At 32.9% G+C, this 18,319-nt stretch carries 12 protein-coding genes; 3 read left to right on the top strand and 9 right to left on the bottom strand.

The window, feature by feature from the left end; genetic code table 11:
• Positions 1-217: 217 nt before the first annotated feature.
• Positions 218-3,652 (bottom strand): methylmalonyl-CoA mutase family protein, encoded by a 3,435-nt coding sequence (locus AABL87_RS07480; protein WP_341277127.1) that lies wholly within the window; start codon positions 3,650-3,652, stop codon positions 218-220.
• A gap of 138 nt (positions 3,653-3,790) precedes the next feature.
• On the bottom strand, positions 3,791-4,558 hold the full coding sequence (locus AABL87_RS07475; RefSeq protein ID WP_341277126.1) for an N-acetyltransferase: 768 nt from the start codon (positions 4,556-4,558) through the stop codon (positions 3,791-3,793).
• A 513-nt stretch (positions 4,559-5,071) separates the two neighbouring features.
• Here AABL87_RS07475 and AABL87_RS07470 point away from each other — a divergent pair.
• From AABL87_RS07470 to creD, 3 genes are read left to right on the top strand one after another with little or no spacing between them, the layout of a single operon-like run.
• Positions 5,072-5,695 (top strand): hypothetical protein, encoded by a 624-nt coding sequence (locus tag AABL87_RS07470; protein WP_006263445.1) that lies wholly within the window; start codon positions 5,072-5,074, stop codon positions 5,693-5,695.
• A 14-nt stretch (positions 5,696-5,709) separates the two neighbouring features.
• The gene (locus AABL87_RS07465) at positions 5,710-6,009 is read left to right on the top strand and encodes a winged helix-turn-helix domain-containing protein (protein WP_006259078.1); all 300 of its coding nucleotides are present in this window, start codon (positions 5,710-5,712) and stop codon (positions 6,007-6,009) included.
• Positions 6,010-6,059: 50 nt separating this feature from the next.
• Positions 6,060-7,343, top strand: a complete 1,284-nt coding sequence (gene creD / locus AABL87_RS07460) for a cell envelope integrity protein CreD (protein WP_006259079.1) — start codon at positions 6,060-6,062, stop codon at positions 7,341-7,343.
• Between the two features lie 55 nt (positions 7,344-7,398).
• On the opposite strand, the gene AABL87_RS07455 is transcribed toward creD, so the two are convergent.
• From AABL87_RS07455 to AABL87_RS07425, 7 genes are all read right to left on the bottom strand, one after another.
• Complete coding sequence (locus tag AABL87_RS07455) at positions 7,399-9,438, bottom strand: tetratricopeptide repeat-containing sensor histidine kinase (RefSeq protein WP_341277125.1); 2,040 nt, start codon at positions 9,436-9,438, stop codon at positions 7,399-7,401.
• A gap of 165 nt (positions 9,439-9,603) precedes the next feature.
• Positions 9,604-11,622, bottom strand: a complete 2,019-nt coding sequence (locus tag AABL87_RS07450; RefSeq protein WP_341277124.1) for a tetratricopeptide repeat-containing sensor histidine kinase — start codon at positions 11,620-11,622, stop codon at positions 9,604-9,606.
• Between the two features lie 183 nt (positions 11,623-11,805).
• Positions 11,806-13,302 (bottom strand): malate:quinone oxidoreductase, encoded by a 1,497-nt coding sequence (locus AABL87_RS07445; protein ID WP_255420020.1) that lies wholly within the window; start codon positions 13,300-13,302, stop codon positions 11,806-11,808.
• 87 nt (positions 13,303-13,389) lie between these two features.
• The gene (ruvX, locus tag AABL87_RS07440; RefSeq protein WP_006259083.1) at positions 13,390-13,797 is read right to left on the bottom strand and encodes a Holliday junction resolvase RuvX; all 408 of its coding nucleotides are present in this window, start codon (positions 13,795-13,797) and stop codon (positions 13,390-13,392) included.
• A gap of 18 nt (positions 13,798-13,815) precedes the next feature.
• Positions 13,816-14,988 (bottom strand): AIR synthase related protein, encoded by a 1,173-nt coding sequence (locus tag AABL87_RS07435; protein WP_006259084.1) that lies wholly within the window; start codon positions 14,986-14,988, stop codon positions 13,816-13,818.
• A gap of 166 nt (positions 14,989-15,154) precedes the next feature.
• Complete coding sequence (locus AABL87_RS07430) at positions 15,155-16,282, bottom strand: cysteine desulfurase family protein (RefSeq protein ID WP_006259085.1); 1,128 nt, start codon at positions 16,280-16,282, stop codon at positions 15,155-15,157.
• Positions 16,283-16,462: 180 nt separating this feature from the next.
• Positions 16,463-18,208: an MFS transporter gene (locus AABL87_RS07425; protein WP_006263440.1), complete on the bottom strand. Its 1,746-nt coding sequence runs from the start codon at positions 18,206-18,208 to the stop codon at positions 16,463-16,465.
• Positions 18,209-18,319 lie beyond the last annotated feature (111 nt).

Here is an 18,319-nt window from a genome sequence, read left to right as displayed (position 1 = left end):
TCATATCACTCCATTGTAAGTAATATAGCACTAGGTCAAAATACAATCTACATAAAGTAGAGACAGAATATCTTCCGTGTCACATAATACAGCTTTTAGATGTTTTCATAACTTGTGTGACACGCAAAATACTGCATCTATAGTAATCACCAAAAACCAAAAAAAGCCTGTGAACATTCAGTCCACAGGCTTTATATAAATAAGCGAGAAATTAATCTTACATATTACGTCTGTACTGTCCTCCTACTTCAAATAATGCTGAAGTTATCTGACCTAACGAACAGACTTTAGAAGCATCCATTAGCGCTTCGAATATATTGCCATTCTGAATAGCTACCTCTTGAATACGCTCTAATTCTTCTTTTACTAAAGCTTCATTAGCCTTATTCAAATTCTCTTTTGTTTTGATTTGGAACAGTTTCTCCTCCTCTGTTGCACGGATAACTTCAGCAGGAACTACTGTTGGAGATCCTTTAGAACTCAAGAAAGTATTTACTCCAATAATAGGGAACGTACCATTGTGTTTTAATGTTTCATAGTACAATGACTCTTCTTGAATCTTAGAACGTTGATACATGGTCTCCATTGCTCCTAACACTCCTCCTCTTTCTGTAATTCTATCAAATTCTGCTAATACAGCAGCCTCTACTAAATCCGTTAATTCTTCAATAATAAATGACCCTTGTATTGGATTCTCATTTTTAGCCAATCCTAGCTCTTTATTTATGATTAACTGTATTGCCATAGCTCTACGCACAGATTCTTCTGTAGGAGTCGTAATAGCCTCGTCATACGCGTTAGTGTGAAGTGAATTACAGTTGTCATAGATAGCATACAACGCTTGAAGTGTAGTACGGATATCATTAAAGTCAATCTCTTGTGCGTGTAATGAACGCCCTGAAGTCTGAATATGATATTTAAGCATCTGTGCACGTTCATTAGCACCATACTTATTTTTCAGTGCTTTTGCCCAAATACGACGCGCTACACGACCAATTACTGCATACTCAGGATCAATACCATTCGAGAAGAAGAACGATAAGTTTGGCCCGAAGTCATTAATATCCATTCCTCTACTTAAATAATATTCTACATAAGTAAATCCGTTCGCTAATGTAAATGCCAACTGGGTAATAGGGTTTGCCCCTGCTTCCGCAATGTGGTATCCTGAGATAGACACAGAGTAGAAGTTACGCACATTCTTCTCAATGAAGTACTCTTGTACATCTCCCATTAAACGAAGTGCAAACTCCGTAGAGAAGATACAAGTATTCTGAGCTTGATCTTCTTTTAAGATATCCGCTTGTACCGTACCACGAACTTGTGATAACGTATTCTTTTTAATCTCAGCATACACCTCTTTTGGCAATACTTGATCTCCTGTTACTCCTAAAAGCATCAGTCCTAAACCATCATTTCCTTCTGGTAATTCACCATTATAACGAGGTCTCTCTACACCTTTTGCTTTATAAATAGCTTCAATCTTTGCTTCAACTTCCGCTACTAAGTCATTGTCTTTGATATAGATTTCACACTGTTGATCAATAGCAGCATTCATAAAGAATCCTAATAACATAGGCGCTGGCCCGTTAATAGTCATCGATACTGATGTCAAAGCATCTGCAAGGTTAAACCCTGAATACAACTTCTTCGCATCATCTAAACAACAGATAGAAACCCCTGCATTACCAATCTTACCATAAATATCAGGGCGATGTCCTGGATCATTACCATATAAAGTCACAGAGTCAAATGCAGTAGATAGACGCTTAGCTGGCATACCTAATGACACATAGTGAAAACGTCTATTGGTACGCTCTGGTCCTCCTTCTCCTGCAAACATACGTGTAGGATCTTCTCCTTCACGCTTAAACGGATAAAGTCCTGAAGTAAACGGAAATTCTCCTGGTACATTCTCTTGTAATGACCAACGCAAGATATCTCCCCAAGCTTCATACTTAGGCAGCGCAATCTTAGGAATCTGTAAATGTGATAAACTCTCTGAATGCGTCGCAATCTTGATTTCTTTATCACGTACTTTGAATGAGTACACTGGGTTTTTATACTTGTTCACCTTCTGATCCCATGTTAGAATCACTTCCCAATTATAAGGGTCTAAGTTCATCTTCACCTTGTCAAACTCCTTTAATAGAAGGTTGATGAACAATTGTGTATCAGCATCTTTAGAAGCTATTGTTTCTTCTACGATTCCTGACTTATCTATTTCTGGCAATTTACCAGCTACTGTTTCTATTGTTTTGAAAATACCGTATAGCTTCTGAGCTACCTCTTTTTGAGTTAATACCGTCTCATCATATTTACGGTTGTTCTCCGCTATCTCAGATAAGTAACGTGTACGGTTAGGAGGTATCACGAATACTTTCTCACTCATCTCCTTAGTGATTTCGAAACTAGACGTTAAGTCTGCTCCTGTCTTCTCTACCACTTTATCCATAATCGCTTTATACAAAGCATTGGTACCAGGATCGTTAAACTGAGAAGCAATCGTACCAAATACAGGCATTTCGTCTGGGTTTACATCCCATAAGTTATGGTTGCGTTGGTATTGTTTCTTTACATCTCTAATTGCATCTAATGCTCCACGCTTATCAAATTTATTGATTGCAACGATATCAGCGAAATCAAGCATATCAATCTTTTCTAACTGAGTAGCCGCTCCGAACTCTGGAGTCATAATGTATAAAGAAGCATCTGAGTGGTCTAAAATCTCCGTGTCTGACTGACCAATTCCCGAAGTTTCAAGAATAATTAAATCATAATTGGCAACCTGAAGTACTTGAAGTGTTTCTTCAACATAACGAGATAACGCTAAGTTAGACTGACGAGTAGCCAGAGAACGCATAAACACACGAGGATTATTAATCGAGTTCATACGAATACGATCTCCTAATAAAGCTCCTCCTGTCTTACGCTTAGAAGGGTCAACAGAGACTAGTGCTACTGTTTTTTCAGGGAAGTCAATCAAGAAACGGCGAACTAACTCATCTACCATAGATGACTTACCTGCTCCTCCCGTTCCTGTAATACCTAATATAGGTGTATTCTTATGTTTCTTTTCGTCGTATTGGAATACTTTAAGGAAATCTTCTTCTCTATTTTCAGCTAACGAAATTAAACGAGCAATCGTAGTAACATCTTTATCTGCCAAAGATTGATAGACATCTTTTCCTTCTGGTAATTGCAAGTCCATTGTAGGATAGTCAGCCTTCCCTACCATATCGTTAATCATCCCTTGTAATCCCATTGCTCGTCCATCATCTGGAGAATATAAGCGTGTGATACCATAATCCATCAACTCTTTTATCTCACTAGGAAGAATTACTCCCCCTCCTCCTCCAACGATTCGGATATGTCCTGCTCCTTTTTCTTGTAGCAGGTCGTACATATATTTAAAATACTCGTTATGACCTCCTTGATATGAAGTCATTGCAATCGCATTAGCATCTTCTTGGATAGCTGTATTCACTACCTCTTCAACGCTCTTATCATGTCCTAAGTGAATAACCTCACATCCCGTCGATTGAATGATACGACGCATAATATTAATCGCCGCATCATGGCCATCAAATAAAGCCGCCGCAGTAACTATACGCACCTTGTTAGTAGGCGTATAGGGTGTATTTTGTTGCATAATTTTTTAGTTTTTGTAGAATGCCAATATAATAAATATTCGCTAATTTCACTACCCCCCTCAAAAGATTTGAGTTACTTATGCTTAAATCAACAACACATAGTTCTCCCCTATACCCCGTTATACAATCCTATAGCGTTAACCTAATTCATATCTCATCCATACATTAGCTTCTATATATTCACCTTTATCCATTTCTAAATCTATCTTAATAGGATTAAGCAATACAGGTAAGATGTATTCACCAGAGCTTCTGAACTTCATATTAGTCCACTCTTCCCACTCGGCGATACTTCCTTCAACAACCATAGAATACTGACAAATCTTTACGATATGAGCTCCTCCTTTTATATGTGTACGTATCCATGCATCATAAGGCAAACCTTCTTCATTCTCCCATTGGATATAATCATCCATTGAAATCAAAGGAAAATTTGTCTTTAAGTTAGGTCTAATAGGCAATATAAAAGCATTCATCTCAGTAGACAAAGCAATACTTTTCATATATTGGATTAGCTGATGACTAATGCCTTTACCTTGATAGTTCTTATTGAGCCCAATCTGCAATGCGCAAAGTGTATTTGGGATTAATCCTTTCTCATGATCTTTAACAGCCTTTTCCAAAGCCCAATCCCATCCTCCCTCAGGTAAGTCAGCTAACTCCTCTGCAGTAAGATGAAGTGGAATACAATTTCCATTACCAACAACTACATTTCCTTCTAAAAGATAAAACTGATAATCAGCGAACAACTCATATATACTATCCCAATATGTTAGATTCACTGTATCTGCTAATACATAAGAAGGCCAAACATTAAACTGATCTACTTGATGATTATAGTCTATGCTCTGCTCTTCTGTCAAAGCTTTAGCTGTGGAGAAAGTATAGGAAGTAATCTGTGTCATAATTCATTATTTAATTGACTGCAAGTAACAAATTTACGCTTTATGATTCTTTCATTTAAACATAAACTGACATAAAATACAGCTCAAACGCCTACCTAGATAAAGAACAACTTCTAAAAAGCATCAATATCACTGCTTTTAGAAACATTAGTACAGTAATAGCATATGGATTACAATTTTATCGCATAGCGGTCGCATAAAAAACCATCAAAAATATGCGAGCAGTATGCCATCACTATGCGATAACTATGCGAACACTGCCTATTTTTTCAAAATTAGATTTATCTTCATTGCTTTGATTTTTTGAGTTAAAGCTATTTATTACACCTAATTTACTTATCAAAACAAGAAAATTTACATAGTATTTAAATAGTTTTTGAACTAGCTATAAGTACTCGTTTATGATTATAGTGGAGAACGTTAGTATAGATTTATAACCATTAAAATAAATATTCACTTTTTTGTTGCACATATCATTATTTTATTAACTTTGTATTTCAAAGTACTTTTACTATGACAAATAAAGCTATTGAAGATTTAAATCAAATCAAGTCGATAATGGAGCGCTCTACTAAGTTTTTAAGCCTTAGTGGTTGGAGCGGTATATGGGTAGGTTTATGTGGGCTTATTGCTGCAAGTGTTTTATACTATTGGCAGACAAGCTCTACGTACTCTTATGAAAATCTAACACTAGAAGATCCGTACCAAACTGCTTATACTGCAGAAAAGCTATTAGTGCTAGCTATCGCTACCTTTGTCATTGCTGTGGTAGGTGGATTTTTCTTTACAATACGCAAAACACGCAAACAAGGGAAATCGTTTTTAAATCAAGTCACTAAGCGCTTATTAGTACGCTTCTCTATTCCGCTAATAATAGCCGGAATTCTTTGCTTAATATTACATAAGTATCATTTGCTACAATTTGCTTTACCTACTACACTATTATTCTATGGGTTAGCACTATTTAGCGTCCAAGAAGACACTGTCAAAGAAGTAAAAGCAATCGCTGCACTAGAGATAGTCCTAGGTTTACTAGCGTTCTATTTCTTAGATTACACACTTTTACTATGGGCAATAGGGTTCGGTTTAGTACATTTGCTTTACGGGATTATTTTATGGAATAAGTACGATAAATAAATTATAACACAAATATGAAATTCGATTTAGAAAAATTAAACAAAGTCTTTGACAATCGTATCCGCGTAGGTATTATGAGTGGATTAATGGTCAATGACTCCCTATCGTTTAAAGATCTAAAAGAATATCTAGACCTAACAGATGGAAACCTTGCCTCTCATTTAAAGAACCTAGAAGAAAGTAATTATATAACGGTTACAAAAGGATTTGTTGGAAGAAAAACAAATACTACTTATACAGTGACTGAAGAAGGTAAGCTTGCCTTTAAACAACACCTAGCCTATTTAGAAAATTTAATTAAAAAGCTTAAATAATTTTTTTACCCATCAACTTTGAAAAACAAAGTACTTTTAACTCTAATAAAATGAAAAAAGAAAATTACAAACCAATGATCAAAGGAGTTATAATCAGTGTATTATCTCTTATGTTACTTATCACACTACCTTTTATCAGTAGTCTAATCTCCGAACGTGAAAGCTTTCAGAGTGAAGTAACGACTGAAGTAACCTCTAAATGGGGACAAAAACAAACCATATACGGTCCTTTTGTCCTTGTAGAATACTATACTAATCATCTTACTGAGGATGGAAAAGTAATGAAACAATTAAACAGTTATTTACAAACTCCTATCAAACAAGATTTTACAGGTGATATAAAAACACAAATTAAAAAAAGAAGCTTATATGAAGTAGCACTTTATAACACTAACTTAAATGTAAAAGCTAGCTTCCCTACGCTAGATGAATTAGCCTCTACGTTAAATCTAGCAGATAAGGAAGCATTTACAAATGCGAAGATTGTCTTCTCTGTATCAGATAGTAAAGGTTTCACTCAAGAGATTCTTATCAATAAAAACCCTCAACAATACTTTGAGCAGGATAGATCTCTAAGGATCAATTCTAGTATTGCTTTCTTAAGTTACGATATCAATAAAGAGGATATAGATTTGAGTAATATTAATTTTCCTATTCAGTTAAAGGGTTCTACAGAGATTAACTTTCTAGCAACTGCTAAACAGACTAATGTCAATGTCACTTCTGACTATAAGGATATCAAATATATTGGAAACTATCTACCTGATAACGATGAAAAACAAAGCGTAAACGAGCATTCAAAATGGACAATTTTTCAATCTATACCAATCAGCTCTGATCTAAATACAATTACCCAGTTGACAGATTATAGTTTTGGAATGAAATTTCTACAAATGAATGACTTTTATAGCAAAGTAAACCGAGCTACTAAGTATGCTTTACTATTTATAGGCTTAACCTTCGCTACCTTCTTTTTTATGGAGAATATAAAAAACCTAAGCATCAATATATTACACTACACATTAGTGGGGTTAGCTTTATGTATCAATTTCGTCTTACTCCTATCCTTTGCAGAATATATAGGCTTTAGTTATGCTTATATTATTTCAGCATCAGCGACTATAATTTTGATTACATCATTTATCTTTGGATTGAGCAAAAACAAGCGTATTGCAGCAACTATATTTGGATTATTATTTGTGTTATATGCATTTCTATTCTTCCTATTACAATTAAAAGAAGCTGCACTTATTGTCGGTAGTATTGGATTATTCACCATCATCGCCATACTAATGTACTTTTCTAAAAGAATAAACTTCACTAGTGAAGAATAATAAATGAGAGAGGTCGCTATTAAGCGACCTCTCTCATTTATCTAATACCTAGATTCTAGCACTCTACTGACTCGTTTAAATCAATAGTAAAAGAAATACTAGTTCCTTTACCTTCTGTACTTGAAATATTAATCTTACTATTCATCAATTGGGTTCTTGCTTTTATATTAGTAAATCCAAGCCCTCTCTTTACTATATCTGTATCAAAACCTACTCCATTATCTTTAATAATTACCTCAAATCTCGTTTCTTCTCTTAACAGTATAGATACTTGACATTCTGTTGCCTTAGCATGTTTCTGTACATTCTGTAAACACTCTTGTATAATTCTATAAATATGAACTTTAAACTTAATACTTAACCTACTAAAGCAAATATCATTAGACATAAATAATATAAACTTAGTTACTTGATTTCTATTCTGAATCCCTACTAGATCCCTAATTAGTTCATTAAACTCTTTATTTTTAAAATCCTCTTCATGTCCTAATACATGAGAAACATCTCTTATATATTGTTCTACCTCTTTTACTTCATTAATAAGGGAATCTTTATGTGTCTCTACAGACTCTTTACTTACCTGCATTAATAAAAAACGAGTAACAAATAGCTTATTTAAAACACCGTCATGTAGTTCTTTTGCTATTTCTTTACGCTCTATATTACGGGCTTCGGCTAATTCATTTTGTACATTGATAATCGAGTCATAGTACTTCTCTGTGTCTTTCTGAAACAACTTGACTAAAGAAACTTCTTTTGCTTTTTGCCTAAACAAAATAACAAAGAAAATAGTTATAGCAAGTACAAGTAAAGCACTAGAAACCATCGTAATAATATTCTTCTGATTTTGTAATTGCTCATTTGCTCTTTCTAGAGAATCCGCTTCAAAACTAAGTCTTGCAAAAGTATTCTTGATCACATTATTCTCATCGAGTATAAGTTTATTCAACTCCTCGTATCTCACAAAATTGGTATTATATTGCTCTTTTTTGTATTTTAATAATACAGTAAGAGTTTCTTTTTCTAATCCTAGATTATTATTTTGATGAGCATATTCTAATACCTCGTTTACAAGTTGATTTCCTTGTTCTTCTTTTTTAATTAGATAGAAATACTCTGCTAAAAGAATTTTATACAAATTATAATCCTGAAGATTCTTGTTTTTCAATTGTATATCGATTGCTCTAACAAGATTCTTTTCTACATCATCATATTGTTTACTCTTAATATCGGCTTGAGTTAAGTTATATAACAAATGTGCCAACATCATCTCATCATATATAGTACTTTCATTGATATATTTATCAATAACATTATGTATTAAATTTTGGGCTTTTTTATACTCGCCTTGCTTAATATAAACCTCTGCTATATTATAGTAAATCGTAATTTTGTTCAACCTAATTGCATCAGGTAAAAAAAACTTTACAATTTCAGGGTTATCTAAAAGTTTTAAAGATAATTCTAATTGCTTTAAAGCTTCTGGCAATTGTTCTAAACCTACTAAAGCATTAGCCATTATAATAGATTCTGAATATTTAATACGAGCATCTTTATGCTCTTTATTAACATTCATCGCTTTAAGAATCTGTGATTGTCCTTCAGTAAAGATTTTATTATTTAAAAGAATAATAGCTTTATGAGAATACACTTCTTGCAAGTTTACAGAATCCTGAATAGACTTAAACAAAAACTCAGCTTTAGTGTAATTATAATAAGTACTATCTATTTGAAAATTCTGAGCATAACGTTTACCACGTAAGAAATAAGCTTGCGCTTCATTTTTCTTGTCATCTGCTTTTCTAGACCTCTTAAAGAGTTCTTCTATATACTGCTTATCTGCATTAGTTAGTAATATATATTTTCGCAAAGCATTTCTGCTCTGCTCAGTATTCCTTAGGTTTAATATAACATTACCTAAAGAGTCTGCAGCAGCCTTATCTTTATCAGTAGGGTTAAATCTGTTATAACTCTTTATAAATGCGTTTATTTCTTCTAACTTTAAGTCTTCTTTATTGGTTTCAGTCTGTGTACAATGAATCATCGACATAGAAATACACAAGACTGCAAAATATAAGACTCTTAGTTTAAACATTTTAAATACAAGACACTATAACTTATTAAAAAAAGCATACAAAGATAGAGAACTATTAATATGTAATCTAGTAAAAGTAAAAAGTATATAATTAACTATTAATTACCGAATACATAATACTATTTACAACGAAATACACATACTTTATTTAATTTCTCTGTATTTCTAGAAATAAATTATGAAGAGAATTTTCGTTCCACTACCTTTCTTACTAATCACAAATAATTTCCCCTCTATAATCTCTATTCGTTCCTTAACATTCGGTAGTCCATATCCACCTTTTATAGACCTAGTATCAAAACCAGTCCCATTATCCGTAATCGCTATTTCAAAACTTACAGGAGTTTTAAGCTTAATATCAACGACACACTTACTCGCATTAGAATGTAAAGCTACATTTAACAAAACCTCTTGTATCGAACGATAAATATTTATTCTTTTTCTATGATCTAGACATTCTAGATCTAATTTAGCATCTATTAGTATACTAAAATCAATATTTGACTGTCTTTTCTGTACTAAGACAAGTTCTTGTAATAACTGTTGAAATCCCTGTACCTTCCCTCCTTCTTCATTAACAAGACTATGAGATATATTCCTTATATAATCCTCTACTTCAACAACTTCATTTACCAAAACATCCTTATGATTATCAATTTCTTCTTTCCTTAATTGCATTAATGTAAATCGAGTTGCAAATAACCTATTAACTACCCCATCGTTTAATTCTTTCGCAATTATTTTACGTTCTCTATCTTTTGCTACAGCCAAATACTTCTGAACGTTTATAATTGAATTATAATACTGTTCAGTATCTTGTTGAAACATCTTGATTAACCCTATTTTTTTTATCTTTAAATGATATATATAAGCTAATAAAATAATAGTAACAATCACAAATAAGCTAATAGTAATTGTACTTAATAATCTATTTCGCTCTAGTAATGTTTTATTCAATTCATTCAAAGAGTCTGCCTCTTGTTTTATTCTTATAAAGCTATTTTGAATTAAATTTCCTTCTCCTTTAAATCTCTTACTTATTTCAACATATTCAATAAAAAACTGGTCTGATCTATCAGAATCATAGGATATTAATAATTCTAATGCCTTCAATTGATTTTCAAAATCTCCCACACTACGAACTTCTTCTAATATTCTTTCAACTAAAGGGAAGCCTAAATTCAGTTGCCCTGTTACAAAATAATATTCTGCCAAAACTAATTCAGCTTTATGGATAATTATTCGGTTCTTATTCCTTTTTCCTATTTCTATTATCTCGTTTAATAAAGCATGTATCCCTTTGTAATCATTTGTTTTTAATTTAGTAGAAGCTAAACTAATAGCTAAATATGCGTAGTATCTTTCACTAGTTACATCATTAAAATTTATATACTTAGCTATACCTTCTAATAGTAGTTCTTTAGCCTTGAGGTACTTTTCTTGTTTTATATACACCTTTGCTACATTATCAACTAAATAAGTTTTGCTAAGATTAATATACGCTTCTGATTCCTCTGATAATATTGTTTTATCTGAAAGTAATTCGAACGCTTGGTTATAATAGTGTAAAGCATCCTCATACATACCTAATCCACTAAAAACATCTCCAATTGTAAAATACTGTTGATGACGTCTTCGAATAGATATTTCTTTGGTATTATAGCGAATAGATTTTAGAATTTGTTTTTCTGCCTCTGAATAGACACCATTTTTATTAAGTACATAGGCCTTTATATAATAAGTGTAACTAATATTTAAGGAATCCTTTTTTATGAGATATAGCTTTTCAGCTTGATTATAATAATAGTAAGCACTATCAAATACAAGATTACTCAAATAATACTGACCTGTCAATAAATAAGCATTTGCTATATCTATACTATCACGATCTTCAACTGCATAGTCATATAACCGATCACAATATTTTTTATGAGCTTTAGTTTTGTTTATATAATCCTTTATTATTTCTCTATTACCACGGGAATTAGGCAATAACAAAACAAGTTTTCCTATAGAATCAGCTTGTTTTAGCATTAAGTCATTTACCGCATCAGTATTATAGTTTTTTAGAAACTCCTTTATAGAATGATTTATAATATCATTCCTTTTTGAATTATCACAACCATATATAGCAAATACTAATACCCAGAAAGGAAGAATTAGGTAAAGAGATTTAGAAGTCATTTTTAAGCATCTGCATATTAAACATTTATTCAGATAATAATAATTATATAACTAAAAGGACAAAGTATGTAAATATAATAGTTATATACATTCTTTGCCTTTATAACTAAAATATTATTTCTCTAAACAAATAATACTAACATATAATTAATAAAAAAGCACTCTATATAGAGTGCTTTTTTATTAATTGTATGGATATATTTTCAAAGTCTTACTTGTATTATCCCTAGTACTTGCTACTAGTTCAGGATGTTCATTTAGCTTTAATCCAAAAGTAGGAATCATTTCCTTAAATTTAGCTTGCCATTCAGCAGACTTAAACTCTTCTTTAAAACATTGTGATAAAAGCTTTAACATAATTGGAGTTGCGGTAGATGCTCCTGGCGAAGCTCCTAATAAAGCTGCTATTGATCCATCAGCAGCACTTACTACTTCAGTACCAAACTGCAAGATTCCCTTTCCATCTTTATCTTTTTTGATAACTTGTACACGTTGTCCTGCTTTTTCTAATTTCCAATCTTCCTCTTTAGCATCTGGATAATATTCTCTTAATGCTGCATAACGAGATTTTGAAGACTGTAATACTTGTTCTATCAAATATTTGGTCAAATCCATATTGCGAAGACCTGCTCCTAACATTGGACCAATATTATTAAATTCAAGTGATTTAATTAAGTCCCAATATGATCCTCTTTTTAAGAATTTAGTAGAGAAACCAGCGTAAGGTCCAAAAAGTAATGAATGTTTTCCATCAATAAACCTAGTATCTAAGTGAGGTACAGACATCGGTGGCGCTCCTACAGATGCTTTACCATATACCTTAGCCATGTGTTTTTTCACAACTTCAGGATTACGACATACTAACCATTCTCCTCCTACAGGGAATCCTCCATAACCTTTGCTTTCTGCAATATCTGCTTTTTGCAATAGTAGAATCGCTCCACCTCCTGCTCCAACAAATACAAATTTAGATTTGATTACCTTTTTTTGTCCTTTACTATCTGTTGCAGATACAGTCCATTCAGAACCAGTCTTTGTGATATCTTTAACCTCACAATTAAAAGTCATATTAACTCCATCTTCACTCTTTAGATGGTCAAATAACTGACGAGTAAGATCACCAAAGTTAACATCTGTTCCAAGATTCATATGTGTAGCAGCACATACTTCATTTTCTTTTCTGTTCTCTATAATTAATGGAGCCCATTCTTTTATTTTCTCTTTATTATCAGAGAATTCCATTCCTTGGAATAATGGATATTTTTGAAGTTCATTATAACGTTTTCTTAAATAGTTTACGTTATCTTCTCCCCACACAAAGCTCATATGAGGTACAGTATGGATAAAATTACTTGGATTTTTAAGGACCCCCTTATTTACCAAATAAGACCAAAATTGACGAGAAACTTCGAATTGCTCTACAATATTGATTGCCTTAGAAGCATCTATTGTACCGTCTGCTTTTTCAGGCGTATAATTTAATTCACAAAACGCAGAGTGTCCAGTTCCGGCATTATTCATTGCATCAGAACTTTCGGCAGCCGCACTGTCGAGACGCTCAATAACCTCAATTTTTAAGTTTGGTTTCAGCTCTTTCAGTAGGACCCCAAGAGTAGCACTCATAATACCTGCCCCTACCAAAACAACATCAGCCTCTGATTTTTGTATACTTGACATTATATCGGATTTATTTATATGCAAAACTAATCTTTATTTAAGAGAAATTATCTACAACTAATCTTAAATAATCATAAAATTAAAAAACATTTATCTTCTCATGTAGTCTTGTAGAATTATAGTCGCTGCTATCTCATCGATCAACGCTTTATTCTGTCTTTGTTTCTTTTTAAGACCACTATCTATCATTGTTTGAAAAGCCATCTTAGAAGTAAATCTCTCGTCTATTCTCTCAACTGGCATATCAGGAAAAGACGTCTTAAACTTTTCAATAAAACTATTCAACAAAGGTACTACTTCAGAAGGTTCATTATTTAGGCGTTTTGGTTCTCCAATAATCACCTTCTCCACTTTCTCTTTAGAAAAATAATCTTTTAGAAACGGCAATAGTTGCTCTGTATCAACTGTAGTTAATCCAGAGGCTATAATTTGAAGTTCATCACTTACAGCTATACCTGTACGTTTTTTACCGAAATCGATAGAAAGCAATCTTGCCATTTTATATTGTATGTTTTTTTAGTATTTAAATGTTCCGTATTCAGAAGTGATTGTTAGTTTCTTCTCTTCTGAAGCTTCCACTCTACCAACTATCTGAGCTTTTACATTAAAAGATTCTGAGATAGCAATAATATCAGCTGCCACTTCTGGTCTTACGTATAATTCCATACGATGACCTGAGTTAAACACTTGATACATCTCTCTCCAATCTGTGTTAGATTGCTCTTGAATTAGCTTAAATAATGGTGGAACAGGAAACATATTATCTTTGATGATATGTAATTTATCCACGAAGTGAAGAATCTTTGTCTGTGCTCCTCCACTACAGTGAATCATCCCATGAATATCATCTGATTTATATTTATTTAATATTGACTTAATAATAGGTGCATAAGTACGAGTAGGTGACAATACTAATTTACCAGCGTCTATAGGAGATCCCTCTACTACATCAGTAAGATGTACTTTTCCTGAATAGACTAATTCTTCAGGCACAGATGAATCATAACTCTCTGGATATTTTGCTGCTAAAGAATGATCAAAAACATCATGTCTAGCTGATGTTAATCCATTACTTCCCATACCTCCATTATACCCTTTTTCATAGGTAGCTTGTCCAAATGATTCTAAACCTACGATAACATCACCTGCTTGAATATTAGCATTATCAATAACATCACTTCTCTTCATACGTGCAGTCACAGTAGAATCTACAATAATCGTACGAACTAAATCTCCTACATCTGCAGTCTCTCCTCCTGTAGAGTGAATTGTTACTCCAAAAGATTTCAATTCATTAATTAATTCCTCTGTTCCATTGATAATAGCAGAAATAACTTCTCCCGGAACTAGATTTTTATTACGCCCTATAGTGCTAGAAAGCATAATATTATCTGTCGCTCCTACGCACAATAAATCATCAATATTCATGATTAATGCATCTTGAGCAATTCCTTTCCATACAGAAATATCTCCAGTTTCTTTCCAATACATATAAGCTAAAGATGACTTCGTACCCGCTCCATCAGCATGCATAATTAAACAGTAATCCTCATCCCCAGTTAAATGATCTGGGATAATCTTACAAAATGCCTTTGGAAATAATCCTTTATCAATGTTCTTAATTGCATTATGAACGTCTTCTTTCTCAGCAGAAACTCCGCGTAGTGCGTATCTATTATTTGAACTCATAAATGTTGTGTTGTTTCTGCAAATTTAGCGCTAATGTTAATGTAAAGCAATCTTATTTTTGGTGAACTTTTCTCTTTTTTTAGTTAAGATTACTGCCTGTGAGTTTTTAAAACAAAAAATCCACTCTCTGAGAGTGGATTTAAATTCTATTTGAACAACAATCTGATTAGATTGTTTTTAATACTTCGATTAAAACATCAATATCTTCTTTCGTATTTTCATGCCCAAATGAAAGTCTTAAACTTGGTTTCTTTAAGTCTTCTGAACATAAGAATTGTGACAATACATGAGAAGGTTTTTGACTTCCTGATTGACATGCACTTCCTCTAGACACTGCAATTCCTTTCATGTCTAACTGGAACAACATCATAGCTGCTTTCTCCTCAGATAGAGGTAATAATACATTTAAGATATTGTAAAACCCTACATTATTTCCATTAAAACATACTTCTGGAAATACCTCTACTAATCTTTCTTTACAATATTCTTTGATACTAGTGATATGAGCTCTTTCTTCTTCTAATAAATCATAAGCCATTTCCAAAGCTTTAGCCATACCTACTACTTGATGTACTCCTTCAGTACCTGCTCTTAACCCTTTCTCTTGTTCTCCACCAAACATCACAGGTTTTAGCACATTTTTCTTACGGATAAAAGCAAATCCAATCCCCTTTGGTCCGTGAAATTTATGAGCACTAGCTACAATAAAGTCTATCGGTGTCTCTGCCAAATCAATTTTAGTTTTACCTATAGACTGCACAGTATCACAGTGAAATAATGCATGATGAGCTTCGCATAACGTAGCTACTCTTTTTAAATCTAATTCTGTCCCTACTTCATTATTAACGTGCATTAAACTTACTAATGTAAGTTTAGATTCATCTTTTAATAATTCTTCTAATTGATTATAATCAATTTCACTAGAAGGTTGGATATCTAAGAAAACTAATTCTGTACCGAACTCAGCACTTAATTGTTTTACAGTATTTAATACAGCGTGGTGCTCTAATTTAGAAGTGATAATTCTTTTAACTCCTAAATCACGAATTGCAGAACGCAAAATCCAGTTATTACCTTCAGTTCCACAAGATGTAAAGATAATCTCAGAAGAAGTTGCATTGAATTGCTTTGCAATTACTTTTCTAGCATTCTCCACTAAAGCTTTAGCGTGTCTACCGATAGCATATGTTGAAGATGGATTACCATAATCATTTCTAAGTACATTAACCATCTCTTCGATTACTTCTGGACGTACGGATGTAGTCGCAGCATTATCAAGATAAACGTGTTTCATTTTCTTTTTGTTGGTAAGTTATTGTTATGCTCTTTCTAAAAAAGAGTTGTTTTGTCTTGTCTTTTATTGTCACGTAATCGCAAATGTAGTAAAAACTGATATTATTACTACAATAGAATTAACATCTTTTCACGCTATATGTGAAAAGTATTAGTAATTACAACTCTTACTAAAGTCAATCTAATTAATATCATCTATCTGTATATTTTGCTTAGAAAGCACCTTTTTTGCCACTATACCAAAAGCTAACAAATATGCAAAACACAATAAACTAACTATGTATGATTGGTGAATACCTAGTATATCTGCAACTTTTCCTTGAATCGGAGGAATAATACCCCCACCTAATATCATCATGATTAACAGAGAAGACCCTTGAGCAGTATATTTACCTAAGCCAATAATAGCAATATTAAAGATAGCTGGCCATAATACACTACAAGCCAAACCTCCAGCTAAAAAAGCATAAATAGCAATCATACCAGTACTGAACAACCCGACTAACATTGCTAATAATCCAAAAAGACTAAACAGCATTAATGTTCTCGCTGATTTATTCTTTGCCCAATACGTTAATACAATTTGTAAAACCACACAAACAGAATAGTAATACAAAGGTGTTACATCATTACCTGCCAAATAATTAGCCCCAAGAACAGCAAAATAAGCTAAAAATGGAACAACAATCATTGCTAATAATTGCTTCCCTTTAGACAAATTAAATACACTCACAGCACCAGCCCATCTCCCAATCATCAAACTTCCCCAATACATCGATATATAAGGAGTTATCTGAGAAGATTGGAGATTACCAAACTCTTCTAGCTTAAGTAACTCTCCTAAATTACTTCCGATACTTACTTCTACCCCAACATATGCAAAAATACCAAACATCCCTAAAAGCAACTGTGGATATTGCATCGCTCCCCAACCTTGTTGATTTCTCCTACTGCTTCGATAAGCAAAGCCAATACTTCCTCCTATCACCACTAAAGCTGCCGAAAGTAACATAATTCGTTTATTATCTAACCCTTCTTTAATTTCAACAATTTGAGTATTTAAAAAAGTGATTGCTTTCTCTTTTTCAACTAACTGAGAAGCCTCTACTTCTTTATTGCTCAAAACTTCCTTTTCTTTAACCAATAATTCTACTGGTTCATTAGCTGATTGACTATAGGTATTAAATACAGGAATATATATCATTATTAATAGTAGTGTCATCGTAATTAAAGTTCCTATTGCTTTCTTTGCTGGTTCCATAGGCTCAATACGCACTCCATCAGGTATTTTTTTTGAGAATCTAAACAACATTGCCGCAATTACAAAAAGAGCTCCTACTCCCGCATATAACATTGTCATACTCGACAGACTCAGATGTTGTATTTGATCATCAGTTAGTGCGACTGTACTTCCAAATAAAGCAAACGCCATTAACAATGGCCCTATAGTTCCTCCCAGTGAATTAACCGCTCCCCCTAAGCTCACTCTACTCGTCCCTGTCTTAGGATCTCCTACAGAAATCACTAGAGGATTAGCCGCTATCTGTTGTAACGAAAAACCGAGAGCTACTACAAATAACCCAATCAACAAAGCAGTGTAAATATTTACATTCACTGCCCAAATCATTAATCCTGCCCCTATTGCTGAAAACAGCAGACCAAATACAATTGATTTCTTATAACCATAACTTGTTACGAGATCCTTCCCCTTAATAGTACTTAAAATAAACAAAATCAAAGCTCCTGAATAATATGCTGTATAAAAAGCAAAATCAATTAATTGAGATTGAAATTGATCTAAGTGGAAATAAGCTTTACAAAATGGAATAAAAATACTATTACCTGCTCCAAAAAATCCCCAAAAGAAGAATACCGTAACTAAAGTATATAGTGCAGGATAATTAGTTTTTACTGTCGAATTATTCATGTGATAACAAGAGTTTATTACGATTACATTAACATTTTCAAATATAGACAAATACTATTTGTGCATAAAAAAGACAGTCATTTTTTTTATTGACTCCTTTTATATCCCTAA

This window comes from Myroides sp. C4067, assembly GCF_038039665.1.
GTDB classification, from domain to species: domain Bacteria; phylum Bacteroidota; class Bacteroidia; order Flavobacteriales; family Flavobacteriaceae; genus Flavobacterium; species Flavobacterium odoratimimum.
This window is presented reverse-complemented; position numbering and strand designations above follow the sequence as displayed.